The organism is Streptomyces alboflavus (assembly GCF_000716675.1).
Classification (GTDB): Bacteria; Actinomycetota; Actinomycetes; order Streptomycetales; family Streptomycetaceae; genus Streptomyces; species Streptomyces alboflavus.
In genome coordinates, this window is record NZ_JNXT01000051.1 from 47,879 (window position 1) to 60,492 (window position 12,614).

12 protein-coding genes are annotated in these 12,614 nt (G+C 70.2%); 10 read left to right on the top strand and 2 right to left on the bottom strand.

Translation table 11 applies throughout. The features are described from left to right. Nucleotides 1-3: 3 nt before the first annotated feature. On the bottom strand, nucleotides 4-441 hold the full coding sequence (locus OO63_RS30960) for a hypothetical protein (RefSeq protein WP_016640275.1): 438 nt from the start codon (nucleotides 439-441) through the stop codon (nucleotides 4-6). A 366-nt stretch (nucleotides 442-807) separates the two neighbouring features. Between OO63_RS30960 and hemL the strand changes: the two genes are divergently transcribed. The 10 genes from hemL to OO63_RS31015 all read left to right on the top strand — a co-directional run bounded on the left by hemL (nucleotide 808) and on the right by OO63_RS31015 (nucleotide 11,220). Further along, nucleotides 808-2,142 (top strand): glutamate-1-semialdehyde 2,1-aminomutase, encoded by a 1,335-nt coding sequence (gene hemL / locus OO63_RS30970; protein WP_030361121.1) that lies wholly within the window; start codon nucleotides 808-810, stop codon nucleotides 2,140-2,142. Next, a complete protein-coding gene (locus tag OO63_RS30975) occupies nucleotides 2,139-2,837 on the top strand; it encodes a histidine phosphatase family protein (protein ID WP_030361122.1) in 699 nt (232 codons plus the stop codon). Before hemL ends, OO63_RS30975 begins: the two co-directional genes overlap by 4 nt. Before the next feature lie 392 nt (nucleotides 2,838-3,229). Then, entirely contained in the window at nucleotides 3,230-4,516 is a 1,287-nt protein-coding gene (locus OO63_RS30980) for a polysaccharide deacetylase family protein (RefSeq protein WP_033264636.1), read from the top strand. A 66-nt stretch (nucleotides 4,517-4,582) separates the two neighbouring features. After that, on the top strand, nucleotides 4,583-5,227 hold the full coding sequence (locus OO63_RS30985; protein ID WP_030361124.1) for a TlpA family protein disulfide reductase: 645 nt from the start codon (nucleotides 4,583-4,585) through the stop codon (nucleotides 5,225-5,227). A 62-nt stretch (nucleotides 5,228-5,289) separates the two neighbouring features. Next, nucleotides 5,290-6,012 carry a cytochrome c biogenesis CcdA family protein gene (locus OO63_RS30990; RefSeq protein ID WP_051811357.1) on the top strand — a complete coding sequence of 241 codons (723 nt, stop codon included), beginning with the start codon at nucleotides 5,290-5,292 and terminating at the stop codon, nucleotides 6,010-6,012. Nucleotides 6,013-6,015: 3 nt separating this feature from the next. Further along, nucleotides 6,016-7,872 carry a cytochrome c biogenesis protein ResB gene (resB, locus tag OO63_RS30995; protein WP_030361126.1) on the top strand — a complete coding sequence of 619 codons (1,857 nt, stop codon included), beginning with the start codon at nucleotides 6,016-6,018 and terminating at the stop codon, nucleotides 7,870-7,872. Then, nucleotides 7,869-9,008, top strand: coding sequence for a c-type cytochrome biogenesis protein CcsB (ccsB, locus tag OO63_RS31000; protein WP_030361127.1), 1,140 nt, complete (start codon nucleotides 7,869-7,871; stop codon nucleotides 9,006-9,008). The genes resB and ccsB overlap by 4 nt, the downstream gene beginning before the upstream one ends. A gap of 78 nt (nucleotides 9,009-9,086) precedes the next feature. Further along, entirely contained in the window at nucleotides 9,087-9,722 is a 636-nt protein-coding gene (locus tag OO63_RS31005; RefSeq protein ID WP_051811353.1) for an RNA polymerase sigma factor, read from the top strand. Continuing rightward, nucleotides 9,719-10,657, top strand: a complete 939-nt coding sequence (locus OO63_RS31010; RefSeq protein WP_051811354.1) for a CU044_5270 family protein — start codon at nucleotides 9,719-9,721, stop codon at nucleotides 10,655-10,657. Before OO63_RS31005 ends, OO63_RS31010 begins: the two co-directional genes overlap by 4 nt. A 53-nt stretch (nucleotides 10,658-10,710) precedes the next feature. After that, nucleotides 10,711-11,220 (top strand): SRPBCC domain-containing protein, encoded by a 510-nt coding sequence (locus OO63_RS31015; protein WP_030361130.1) that lies wholly within the window; start codon nucleotides 10,711-10,713, stop codon nucleotides 11,218-11,220. Nucleotides 11,221-11,286: 66 nt separating this feature from the next. Here OO63_RS31015 and OO63_RS31020 read toward each other — a convergent pair whose 3' ends face one another. Continuing rightward, on the bottom strand, nucleotides 11,287-12,219 hold the full coding sequence (locus tag OO63_RS31020; protein ID WP_030361131.1) for an isopenicillin N synthase family dioxygenase: 933 nt from the start codon (nucleotides 12,217-12,219) through the stop codon (nucleotides 11,287-11,289). Nucleotides 12,220-12,614 lie beyond the last annotated feature (395 nt).

Here is a 12,614-nt window from a genome sequence, read left to right on the forward strand (position 1 = left end):
GGCTCAGGGCCACACCAGGCAGTACGCCTGGTGCCCCGCGTCGTGCAGGCGGTGGCTGAAGTCCTGCCACTCGTGCAGGAGTTGATAGACGTTGAAGGCGTCCCGGGGGCCGCCGCGGTCGGGGACCGTGGACCAGATGAAGGCCGCCGCGCCGACCGACTCCTCGCCGATGCCGCGCAGCGGGTCGACGACCGTCATGGGGAGCTTGACGACGGCGTAGTCCGGGTGGAGGACGACCAGCTCCAGCGGGGGGACCTTGTGCAGGGGTATGCCCTCGATGCCGGTCAGGACCATCGCGGCCATCGTCTCCGGCTTGATCTTGGTGAACATGCCGCCCATGCCCAGCTCGTCGCCGCCGAGCTCCTCGGGGCGCATCGAGATGGGAACCCGTGCCGCCGTGGCGCCGTCGGGAGCGCCGAAGTATTTGTAGGTCACCCCCACCCCGCCGCTCCTGTTTCCCGCCCGCTCACCCTGCACTCTGTCCGGCGTCCGCTGCTCGGGTGCCGGAACCGCCTCTGCCTCTCGCCGGTGCTTGCCCCGCCGGGCACGCCGGGGACCCAGGCCGTCGGTCCCCTCGCCCAGTCCGCCACCGCGCTGCATATCTCCACCCGACTGCTTTTCTAGAGCGCGCGGACCCCGCCGCGCAACCCGATCATCGTGTCAGTGACCTCCCCCACGGTCACCCGCCGAAACGTGGGGTGAAACACCAGTCCACAGGATTTCCGCACAACGGCCCCACGGCGAGGCCGGCAGCGCGGAAACCGCCGCACAGGAGGCCCGGCCAGGATGTCCGGACCCTCTGACACCATGGTTCATGTGAGCTTCCCGTATAGCGCCCCAGTTTCGCAGACTCTTTTCGACCGTGCGGCGGCCGTGACGCCCGGCGGTGTGAACTCGCCCGTACGCGCCTTCCGCGCCGTGGGCGGTACGCCCCGCTTCATGGTGTCCGGTACCGGTCCGTACCTGACGGACGCCGATGGCCGCGAGTACGTGGACCTCGTGTGTTCATGGGGACCCATGATCCTCGGGCACTCCCGTCCCGAGGTCACGGCCGCCGTCCAGGAGGCCGTCGCCCGCGGCACCTCCTTCGGCACGCCGGGCGAGGGCGAGGTCGCCCTCGCCGAGGAGATCGTCGACCGGATCGCCCCGGTCGAGCAGGTCCGCCTGGTCTCCAGCGGCACCGAGGCGACGATGTCCGCCATCCGGCTCGCCCGCGGCTTCACCGGCCGCGCCAAGGTGATCAAGTTCGCCGGGTGCTATCACGGGCACGTGGACGCGCTCCTGGCGTCGGCCGGGTCGGGCGTCGCGACCCTCGGCCTGCCGGACACGCCGGGCGTCACGGGCGCCCAGGCCGGCGACACCATCGTCCTTCCGTACAACGACCTGGAGGCCGTGCACGAGGCCTTCCACACCCACCCCGGCGAGATCGCCTGTGTGATCACGGAGGCCTCGCCCGGAAACATGGGCGTGGTGCCGCCGCGCCCCGGCTTCAACGAGGGCCTGAAGTCCGCGTGCGCGAAGAACGGCGCGCTGTTCATCTCCGACGAAGTCATGACCGGATTCCGGACAAGTAAAGCCGGATGGTTCGGAGTTGACGGGGTGGTGCCCGATCTCATGACGTTCGGAAAGGTCATGGGCGGCGGATTCCCCGCCGCCGCTTTCGGTGGCCGCGCCGACGTCATGGGGCATCTCGCGCCGGTCGGCCCCGTTTATCAGGCGGGCACGCTGTCCGGGAATCCCGTGGCCACGGCCGCCGGTCTCGCGCAGTTGCGCCTCCTTGACGACGCGGCGTACGAGAAGGTGGACGCCGTCTCCGCCGAACTGCGCGGCCTGGTGAGCGAGGCGCTGCACAAGGAAGGTGTCGCGCACCGCGTGCAGAACGCCTCCAATATGTTCTCCGTGTTCTTCACCGACCGTGAGGTGCGGAATTACGACGACGCCAAGTCCCAGGAGTCGTTCCGCTTCACCGCGTTCTTCCACTCGATGCTGTCGCAGGGCGTCTATCTGCCGCCGTCGGCCTTCGAGTCCTGGTTCGTTTCCACCGCCCATGACGAGCGTGCCGTCGAGCGCGTCGCCGCCGCCCTGCCGGCCGCCGCGCGCGCGGCGGCCGAAGCCACGAATTCCCCGGAGGCCACCGCATGACCGCGGGCAGCACGAGCGCCGGCAGCGAGATCACCGTCGTCCATCTGATGCGCCACGGCGAGGTGCACAACCCCGACGGGATCCTCTACGGCCGCCTTCCCGGCTACCACCTCTCCGACCTCGGCCGGCAGATGGCCGACCGCGTCGCCGAGCACCTGTCCACCAGGGACATCACCCACGTCGTGGCCTCCCCCCTGGACCGGGCGCAGGAGACCGCGACCCCCATCGCCAAGGCGCACGGCCTGGACCTGGCCTCCGACGGGCGGCTCATCGAGGCGGACAACGTCTTCGAGGGCAAGACCTTCGGCGTCGGCGACGGCGCCCTGAAGAACCCGGACAACTGGAAGCACCTCGTCAACCCCTTCAAGCCGTCCTGGGGCGAGCCGTACGTCGAGCAGGTCGTGCGGATGATGGGCGCGCTCGACGCGGCGAAGGACGCGGCGCGCGGGCACGAGGCCGTGTGCGTGAGCCATCAGCTGCCGATCTGGATCGTGCGCAGCTTCGTGGAGAAGCGGCGGCTGTGGCACGACCCGCGCAAGCGGCAGTGCACGCTCGCCTCTTTGACGACGTTCACCTATCGCGGCGACAAGATCGTCTCTGTGGGTTACTCGGAGCCTGCCCGAAATCTTGTCCCTAAGCACCTTCTCGCTGGCGCTAAGCCTGTGAAGGGGAAGAGCAAGGCATTCGGAGCGTGACGCTGGCGCTGTGCCTGTAGGACGGGCTCGGTGTGGGGGCTTGTATTCGCGGGGAATCTGCGGGCCGGTTGTGGCTGGTCGCGCAGTTCCCCGCGCCCCTTTCAGGGGCGCGCCCCCTGTCCGCGCTCCTTTCGGGGCGCGTCTGTCACGTCGGGTGTTCGCTATGCGTTGGCTGTGTGTTCGCTGTGTGCGGCGGGTAATTGAGTGAACACCCTATGATGCCGAATGTCTCTTCTCTGTAATAGACCCCATATTGGTGGTCCTGTTCGGAACCCGTGTCTTCGTCGCACCCTCTAAGGGGTTGTCCTTCAGCCAGGAGGACCAAAAGCGCGACGAATGGGGTTGGAATGCGCGACGACAGCCGCACGGACCGGGGACGCGGAGTGCCGGCGATGCGCCGGACCTCCCTGAGTCGCCGGGGTGCGCTCGGCCTGGGGGCCGGCGCGGCGGCGGCCATCGGCCTTTCGGCCTGCGGTTCCGGTTCCGGTGACTCGGGATCGGCCGCGGACAACGGCAAGGGCGCCGGGAAGCCGGGTACGCCGAGCCGCCCGGCGAAGCCGATCGGCGACGGTTCCACGGCCTTCACGGGCAAGCAGCCGAACCAGCCCGAGAAGCCGCGCCCGCTGGAGCCCGGCGAGACCCCGCCGCAGTTCGTCGTCTTCTCCTGGGACGGCGCCGGTGAGGTCGGCAACGGTCTGTTCCCGCGCTTCCTGAAGCTGGCGAAGGAGCACGACGCGGGGATGACGTTCTTCCTCTCCGGGCTGTATCTGCTCCCCGAGTCCAAGAAGCGGCTCTACCGGCCGCCGAACAACGGCGTCGGAGCCTCCGACATCGGCTACCTCACCGACGGCCACATCAAGGACACCCTGAAGTACGTGCGCCAGGCCTGGCTGGAGGGCCACGAGATAGGCACGCACTTCAACGGCCACTTCTGCGCGGGCACCGGCTCCGTGGCCAACTGGACGCCCGCCCAGTGGCAGTCCGAGATCGACCAGGCGAAGTCGTTCGTGACGAAGTGGCGCACCAACACCGGCTGGGACGACCTGCCGCCGCTGCCCTTCGACTACGAGAAGGAGCTCGTCGGCGGCCGCACCCCCTGCCTGCTCGGCCAGGACAACCTGCTGCCGACCGCCAAGAAGCTCGGCTGGCGCTACGACGCGTCCTCGCCGGGCGGCCGCCAGAAGTGGCCGGACAAGAAGATGGGCATCTGGGACCTGCCGCTGCAGGCGGTGCCGTTCCCCGGCCACACCTTCGAGGTCCTGTCGATGGACTACAACATCCTCGCCAACCAGTCGAAGAACTCCACGAAGGCCCCGCCGTCCAACTACCCGGGCTGGCGCAAGCAGGCCACCCAGGCCTACCTCAAGGGCTTCGAGCGCGCCTACGAGTCCAACCGGGCGCCCTTCTTCATCGGCAACCACTTCGAGGAGTGGAACGGCGGCATCTACATGGACGCCGTCGAGGAGGCCCTGAAGGGCATGGCCGGGAAGAAGGACGTACGCCTGGTGTCCTTCAAGCAGTTCGTGGACTGGCTGGACGTGCAGAAGCCGGACGTCCTCGCCAAGCTGCGCGGCCTGGAGGTCGGCCAGAAGCCGGCCGGTGGCTGGAAGAGCTACCTGTCGGGCGGCTCCTCGGCCAGCCAGGGCGACGCCGAGAAGGACACCGGCAACGCGGCCTGAAAGGGGACTTTCCGCTACCGCGGGGGGCGTCGAAGATCCCCGGAACGGGCATGCGAAACTTTTCACATGAGTGCCGCCCGTCGCGCCCCCCGCAGCCAGGACCGCAGCCTCCGCCGAAGCGTCCGCAGCCGTCGCAGTCGTGCGACGCTGCTGGCGGCGGGCGCCGCGGCGGCCGCGCTGACCCTCTCGGCGTGCGGCTCGGGAGGCACCTCCGGCGGCTCGGGGAAGACGAACTTCATCACCGGCAAGGACGGCATCGCCACCGTCAAGAAGAGCGACCGGCACGACGCCCCCGCCATCGACGGCAAGACCCTCGACGGCAAGCAGCTCAGCATCGACGACTACAAGGGCAAGGTCGTCGTCCTGAACGTCTGGGGCTCCTGGTGCCCGCCCTGCCGGGCCGAGGCACCGAACTTCGTGAAGGTCGCCGCCGACACCGAGGACGACGTCCAGTTCGTCGGCATCAACGCCCGTGACCCCGAGAAGGGCCCGGCGATCTCCTTCGAGAAGGACTACAAGGTCCGCTACCCGAGCCTGTACGACCCGATGGGCAAGCTGATGCTGCGCTTCCCCAAGGGCACGCTGAACCCGCAGTTCATCCCGTCGACCATCGTCGTCGACCGGGACGGCAAGATCGCGGCGCGCTCCCAGCAGCCCCTCAACGAGGAGAAGCTGCGCAAGATGGTCGAGCCCTTGATCGCGGAGAAGTGAGCGCCTTGTCCGCCACCCTCGCCACCACGACGCTGGCCGCGTACGGCCAGAACGACACCGTCATGAGCGGCGCGCTGCTGCTCGCCCTGCCGATCGCCGTCCTCGGCGGGCTCGTGTCGTTCTTCTCGCCCTGCGTCCTGCCGCTCGTACCCGGATATCTGTCGTACGTCACCGGCGTCAGCGGCACCGACCTCGCCGACGCCCGGCGCGGCCGGATGGCGGCGGGCGCCACCCTGTTCGTCCTCGGCTTCACCGTGGTGTTCGTCTCAGGCGGCGCCCTCTTCGGCTACTTCGGCCAGAACCTCCAGGACTACCAGAGCGTCATAACGCGCGTCCTCGGCGTCCTGATGCTCGTCCTCGGGTTCTTCTTCATGGGCCTGATGCCCTGGCTCAGCCAGCGCGAGTTCCGCTTCCACAAGAAGCCCGCCGTCGGGCTCGCGGGCGCGCCGCTGCTCGGCGCGCTGTTCGCCGTCGGCTGGGCGCCCTGCGTCGGACCGACGCTCGCGTCCGTGAACGCGCTCGCGATGAGCGAGGCGAGCGCCGGACGCGGGGCCCTGCTGAACGTGGCGTACTGTCTGGGACTCGGGCTGCCGTTCATCATCGCGGCGGTCGCCTTCCGCAAGGCGCTCGGCGCCTTCGGCTGGGTCAAGCGGCATTACGTATGGGTGATGCGCGTCGGCGGCGGCATGATGATCGTGACCGGGCTGCTGATGCTGACCGGCGTCTGGGACAGCGTGCTTCAGCAGATGCAGGTCTGGAGCAACGGTTACTCGGTGGGGATCTGATCCATGAGCAAGACCACAACCAGCGCCGCCAGCGCCGCCAGCGCCGACCGCGACACCGCCGGCGCCCCGGACGAACTCGGCGAGCTCGGCGCCGCGGGCGCGCAGCTCTCCACCGCCCCCCTCGACGACACCGCGGGCCCCACGCCCGGGCCCGGCATGCCCGCGCTCGGCGTCATCGGCTGGATCCGCTGGTTCTGGCGGCAGCTGACCTCGATGCGGGTCGCGCTGCTGCTGCTCCTGCTGCTCTCCCTCGGCTCGATCCCGGGCTCGCTGATCCCGCAGGAGAACCCCGACGCGCTGAAGGTCGAGGACTTCAAGGCGGCCCACACCACGCTCGGGCCGATCTACGAGAAGCTCGGCCTGTTCCACGTGTACAGCTCGGTGTGGTTCTCCGCGATCTACATCCTGCTGTTCGTCTCGCTCATCGGCTGCATCGTGCCGCGCACCTGGCAGTTCGTCGGCCAGCTCCGCGGCCGCCCGCCGGCCGCGCCCAAGCGGCTCACCCGGCTGCCCGCGTACACGACGTGGCGCACCGAGGCCACGCCCGACGAGGTGCACGAGGCGGCGCAGCGGCTCCTGAAGCAGCGGCGCTTCCGCTCGCACCAGGTCGGCGGCTCGGTCGCCGCCGAGAAGGGCTACCTCCGCGAGGCCGGGAACCTGGCCTTCCACATCGCGCTCATCGTGCTCCTGCTCGCCTTCGCCGCCGGACAGCTCTTCAAGTCCGAGGGCGGCAAGCTGATCATGGAGGGCGACGGCTTCTCCAACACCCTCACGCAGTACGACGACTTCAAGTCGGGCAGCCTGTTCGACACCGACGAACTCGCGCCGTTCAGCTTCAAGCTGGACCGCTTCGAGGGCTCGTACGAGATGTCGGGTCCCGAGCGCGGCACCGCCCGCACGTACAAGGCGCACGTCACCTACAGCGAGGGCGCCCACGGGCCGGAGAAGAAGAAGGCCATCGAGGTCAACAAGCCCCTCGAGGTCGACGGCTCGAAGGTCTACCTCATCGGCCACGGCTACGCGCCCACCGTCACCGTCCGCGACGGCAAGGGCAAGGTCGTCCAGCGGGTCTCCGTGCCGCTCCTTCCCATCGACTCGATGGGTACGGCCACCGGCGCCATCAAGATCCTCGACGGCTACCGGAACAAGGACGGCAAGAAGGAACAGCTGGGCTTCAACGCCTTCTTCGTGCCGACCTTCGCCGGTGAGGGCAACGGCCAGATGTTCTCCCAGTTCCCCGCGCCCTTCAATCCGCGGCTCGCGCTGTCGGCGTACCACGGCAGCCTGGGTGTGGACTCCGGTGTTCCGCAGAACGTGTACCAGCTGGACACGCGGAAGATGAAGAAGTTCAAGGACGCGAAGGGCGAGCTGCTGAAGAAGCGGCTCAAGATCGGCGAGACCATGAAGCTGCCGAACGGCGCCGGGTCGATCACCTTCGAGAAGGAGCTCAAGCAGTGGGCGACCTTCCAGATCTCGCAGGAGCCCGGCAGCAGCTGGGCCCTGGGCGGCGCCATCGCCGCCATCGCGGGCCTCGCCGGATCCCTGTTCATCCAGCGCCGCCGCGTGTGGGTGCGGGCCACGGCGGGCGCCGACGGCGTCACCGTCGTGGAGATGGCGGGCCTCGGCCGCAGCGAGTCCGCCAAGGTGCCCGAGGAGCTGGGCGCGCTGGCCGCGCAGCTGCACGAACAGGCGCCGAGCGCGCCCGACGCGGACCCCGACCCGGAGCCCGCCGCTGACGCCGACCTGGCCCCCGACGCGGACGCCGAGTCCGCCGAGGCCAAGACCGACCCCGAGGCCGACACTCCGTCCGACCCCGACCCCACCCCCGATGTTGTTCCTGCCGAAGGGGCTGAGAAGTGACTCTCGCCACCACCCTCGCCGCCGAGCCGAACGAGAACCTCGCGCACATCAGCAATGTGCTGATCTACTCCGCGATGGCCGTCTATCTGCTGGCCTTCTTCGCGCTCATGGCGGAGTGGCTGTTCGGCAGCCGCAGCAAGGTCGCCCGTACGGCCGCCGCGCTCACCGAGCAGCCGGAGCGGGCCGGCGAGTCCGCCGCCAAGGCGTCCGCCGCGCCCGCTGTCACGGTCCGTTCCCAGGGCGGCACGGCCACCCTGGAGCGCCCGAAGTCGGCCGCCAAGGAGGCCCCGAAGGTCGTCACCCGCGCCGCCGCGGGCAGCCGCGACGTGCCGGACGGCCCCGGTGCCGCCGCCGGTGACGCGCAGGGCGACCTGTACGGCCGGATCGCGGTCTCCTTCATCGCCCTCGGCTTCCTCATCGAGGTGGGCGGTGTCGTCACCCGCGCCCTGTCGGTGCAGCGCGCGCCGTGGGGCAACATGTACGAGTTCAACATCACCTTCTCCTCGGTGGCCGTCGGCGTCTTCCTGACGCTGCTCGCCCTGAAGAAGAACGTCCGCTGGATCGGCCTGCCGCTGATCACCTCGATCCTGCTCGACCTCGGCCTCGCGGTCACCGTCCTGTACACCGAGTCCGACCAGCTGGTCCCGGCGCTGCACTCGTACTGGCTGTGGATCCACGTGTCCACGGCGATCTTCTGCGGCGCCGCGTTCTACGTCGGCGCGGTCTCCACCGGCGCGTACCTCTTCAAGGACAGCTACGAGGCCAAGCTGCAGGCCGGCGGGAAGCCCGGCCGCTTCGCCACCTCCGTGATGGAGCGGCTGCCCGCCGCGGCCTCGCTCGACAAGTTCACGTACCGCATGAACGCGGCGATCTTCCCGCTGTGGACGTTCACGATCATCGCGGGCGCCATCTGGGCGGGCGACGCCTGGGGCCGCTACTGGGGCTGGGACCCCAAGGAGGTCTGGTCGTTCATCACGTGGGTGGCGTACGCCTGCTACCTGCACGCCCGCGCCACGGCAGGCTGGAAGGGCCGCAAGGCCGCCTACCTGGCCCTGATCGCCTTCGGCTGCTGGCTGTTCAACTACTACGGCGTCAACATCTTCGTGAGCGGCAAGCACTCGTACGCCGGGGTCTGATCCGGCGGCCGACAGGGGCCGGTTTCTGTGGCGCGGGTCACAGGAACCGGCCCTTTGCGTACGGACAGACAAGAGGGCGTGGACACGAATCAGGGGGAACTCGCAGCACAGCGGCGGCAGGCGCGCGTACGGATCCGGGGCTCGGACCCCGACGCCTTCGGTGAGCTCTTCGACACCTACGCCCGCTCCGTCTACAACCACGCCTACCGCCTGACGGGCGACTGGTCGACGGCCGAGGACGTCGTGTCGCTGACGTTCCTGGAGGCGTGGCGGCTGCGGGAGAAGGTGGACGCCGACGGCGGCTCGCTGCGCCCGTGGCTGCTCGGCATCGCCACGAACGTGACCCGCAACCAGCGCCGCGCCGCCCGCCGCCACACGGCCGCGATGGCCCGGCTCCCGCGTGACGAGTCCGTCGCCGACTTCGCCGACGAGATCGCGGGGCGCATCGACGACAAGGAACAACTCGCCCTCGTCACCACGGCCCTCGCGAAGCTGCGGCGCGCCGAGCGCGAGGTGCTCGCGCTGTGCGTGTGGTCGGGGCTCGGGTACGAGGCGGCGGCCGCGGCGCTCGGCATCCCGGTGGGGACGGTGCGGTCCCGGCTCTCCCGGGCCCGTACGAAACTCGCGAAAGCCATGGAACCGCCCAAAGGGCGCGGACAGGTGAGAGGTGACCGCGCGACCGCGGTCAGGCCCATCCAGGAGGGAAACCGATGAAGTCCGAAGCCGAACCCGACTTCCCGACCTCCCCGTCGCCGAGCGAGCGGGACCTTCCGCCGGGCCGTCACCTTCTGCTCAAGGAGCACCTGATGACCGAGATCCGGCAGTCCGAGACCCAGACCGACACCGTCACCGCCCGGCGGCGCACGGCATGGCTCAGGCCCGCGCTGGTCGCGGGCGCGGTGGCCGCCGCCGTCGCGGCGGGCGTCCTCGTCGCCTCGCCGTTCGGCAGCGAACCGGCCGAGGCCGGGCCGCCGTCGAAGGAGACCGTGCGGATGCTGGAGGACATCGCGGACGCGGCGCGGCGCTCGCCCGCGCCGAAGAACGTCAGGGACGACCAGTTCGTCTACATCAAGAGCAAGGTCGCCTACAGCTCCGATGAGGGCCTCGACCCGCTGCACCGGCGGGAGATCTGGATGTCCGTGGACGGCAGGCACACAGGGCTTCTGCACGAGCCCGTGAACGACCACGACAACGTGCGGATGGAGCCGGAGCTGCCCCTGTCCGACTCCGACGGCAACTACCGCAACCTGGAGAAGCTGCCGACCGACCCGGTCAACATGTTCGACTGGCTGAACAAGGTGGCCGACCGGGACAGCAACGGCAAGCCCTTCGTGGTCGTCGGTGACATCACGCGCGAGGCCCTGATGCCGCCGGAGCAGGCCGCCGCCCTCTACCTGGCCGCCGCGAAGATCCCCGGCGTGAAGCTCGACGACGACGCGGTGGACGCGGCGGGGCGGCACGGGGTCGCCATCGCGCACGAGGACGACGGGGAGCGCACGGAGCTGATCTTCGACAAGAAGACCAAGGCGTACCTGGGTGAGCGCACCGTCCTCACGGAGGACAAGCCGTACGCCGAGAAGGGCGACGTGGTGGCCGACACCGCCGTCCTGGAGCGGAAGGTCGTCGACAAGGCGGGCGAACGGCCCTAGCGGGACGCCGCAGGGTGCGTGACCCCGGCGGGCGTGTGCGTGACTCTTGGCCCATGACCGAAAGCAACGAAGCTGTCGAACAGGGGACGAGCCGGACACGCGGGGACACGCACACGCTCCACTGGGTGCTCGACCTGCCGCACCCGGTGGAGGAGGTGTGGGCGGCGGTGGCCACCCCGGAGGGCCTTCCGGGGTGGCTCGCCGCCGCCGACGTGTTCGAGCCGCGGCTCGGCGGGGCGGTGACGCTGCGCTGGCTGAACGCGACGGACACGGCGGCGGGTACGCACTCGGGGCACATCACCGCATGGGACCCGGACGTCGTCGCCGAGTACACGGTCGACCTGCACGGGCGGTGCCGCTTCCATCTGGAGCCCGCGGGCACCGGGCGGACGGCGCTGCGGTTCACCAACGAGATGGTCGGCGACGACTCGCTGCGGCGGGACTGCCTCGCCGGGTGGCACCAGCACTTCGAGTACCTGGCGCGGGCGCTGGCCGGGCGGCCGATGGACTGGTCGACGTGGAGCCCGGAGCGGTTCCGGGAACTGCGGCGCAGCTACGACTAGTCGGCGCCGGGCCGGTCGCCACCGGGTCGGTTCGGCGGGGCCGAGGGAGTGCTCGGCCCGCCCTCGCTAGTCCACCGTGATCGCGTCCAGCTGCGCCCGCAGATACACGTGCGAGTCCGTGCCGCGCACGTCCGTGCCCGGGTCGCACTCGTAGAAGTACACCAGCGACATCAGCTCCTCCGCCGGTGCGTCCGCCGGGGGCGGAAGCACGCGGTGGCGGCCCGAGCGCCAGCGGTCCCCCGTCCAACGCGCCATCAGGTCACCGACGTTGATCGTGAACGCCTCCGGGTCGTGCGGGGCGTCCTGCCAGCCTTCGGCGTCCGTGAACACCTGCAGGCCGCCGCGGCCCGCCTGCCGGTCGAGGACCGTGACCGTGCCGAAGTCCGTGTGCGGGCCGATGCGGAACTGGCCCGGCTGCGGCTCGCCGACGACGTCCCTGCCGGGGTACCAGTTGATGTTGAAGCCCCAGGTGGGGTTGTTCGTGTGCCGGGTGAAGAAGTCCTCCGGTTCGCCGAGGACCACGGCGAGGAGTTCGAGGAGCGCGTCGGAGAGGGCGCGCATCTCGGCGAGGTACGTCTCCACGTCGGCGCGGAGGCCCGGGATCTCCTGGGGCCAGGTGTTGGGGGCGAACCACTCCGCGTCGATCTTCGGGTCGCCGGTGGGGGTGTCGGCGGCGAAGGAGAGGGATTCCTTGAGGTCGGGTGGGGAGGCGGCGCCCTCGGCGTAGCTGTTGGCCTCCGCGCCCGGGCCGAGCCAGCCCCGGCTGCCCACCTTCACGGCGTAGGGCTCTTTGGTGGTGGGTGGGAGGTGGAAGAAGGCGCGGGCCTCCTGGCGGATGGCTCCGCGTAGGTCCGGGTCCACGCCGTGGCCCTTCACCAGCAGGAAGCCCGCCGTGCGGAGCGCTTCGTCGATCGTTTCCCTGGCCTCGGCGGCCGTCCGCGCCCGTGCGTCCGGGGCGCCGGAGAGCCAGGCCGTCAGGTCGATCGTGGGGATCGTCATGCCTTCATGCTGCCCGCGTGGGACGCCCCGGTCCCACCCCTTCTCCGTTCCCGGGGCTCTGCCCCTGGACCCCGGGGGTGGGTGTCCCCTTCGGGCGGGACAGCCGCCCCCGATCGGCGCTCCGCGCCTCGTCCTCAATCGCCGGACGGGCTGAAAACACTTCGCCGAGGCGGACGGAAAGCTCGGCCGGGTCAGGCGGAAAGCTTCGCCGGGGTCGGGCTGAAGGGCTCCGGCCAGGCAGTGCGTCCCACCCGGGCCGAAGCAATAGCTGGGGCGGGCGGGTGGGAGAAAGCCGTCCGGCGCTTGAGGACGAGGCGCGGAGCGCCGAAACGGGGGCGCCCCGGTCGGGCTGACGGTGCCGGGCTGTCGGGCAGGCCCGCGACAAGGTTCGGGCG

Excerpts from the sequence above, each read along its gene's own strand:
- hemL (WP_030361121.1), top strand. The coding sequence starts at position 808 with ATGGTTCATGTGAGCTTCCCGTATAGCGCCCCAGTTTCGCAGACTCTT.
- OO63_RS31010 (WP_051811354.1), top strand. The coding sequence starts at position 9,719 with ATGAAGTCCGAAGCCGAACCCGACTTCCCGACCTCCCCGTCGCCGAGC.
- OO63_RS30980 (WP_033264636.1), top strand. The coding sequence starts at position 3,230 with ATGCGCCGGACCTCCCTGAGTCGCCGGGGTGCGCTCGGCCTGGGGGCC.
- OO63_RS31015 (WP_030361130.1), top strand. The coding sequence starts at position 10,711 with ATGACCGAAAGCAACGAAGCTGTCGAACAGGGGACGAGCCGGACACGC.
- OO63_RS30990 (WP_051811357.1), top strand. The coding sequence starts at position 5,290 with ATGAGCGGCGCGCTGCTGCTCGCCCTGCCGATCGCCGTCCTCGGCGGG.
- resB (WP_030361126.1), top strand. The coding sequence starts at position 6,016 with ATGAGCAAGACCACAACCAGCGCCGCCAGCGCCGCCAGCGCCGACCGC.
- OO63_RS31020 (WP_030361131.1), bottom strand. The coding sequence starts at position 12,219 with ATGACGATCCCCACGATCGACCTGACGGCCTGGCTCTCCGGCGCCCCG.
- OO63_RS30985 (WP_030361124.1), top strand. The coding sequence starts at position 4,583 with ATGAGTGCCGCCCGTCGCGCCCCCCGCAGCCAGGACCGCAGCCTCCGC.
- OO63_RS30975 (WP_030361122.1), top strand. The coding sequence starts at position 2,139 with ATGACCGCGGGCAGCACGAGCGCCGGCAGCGAGATCACCGTCGTCCAT.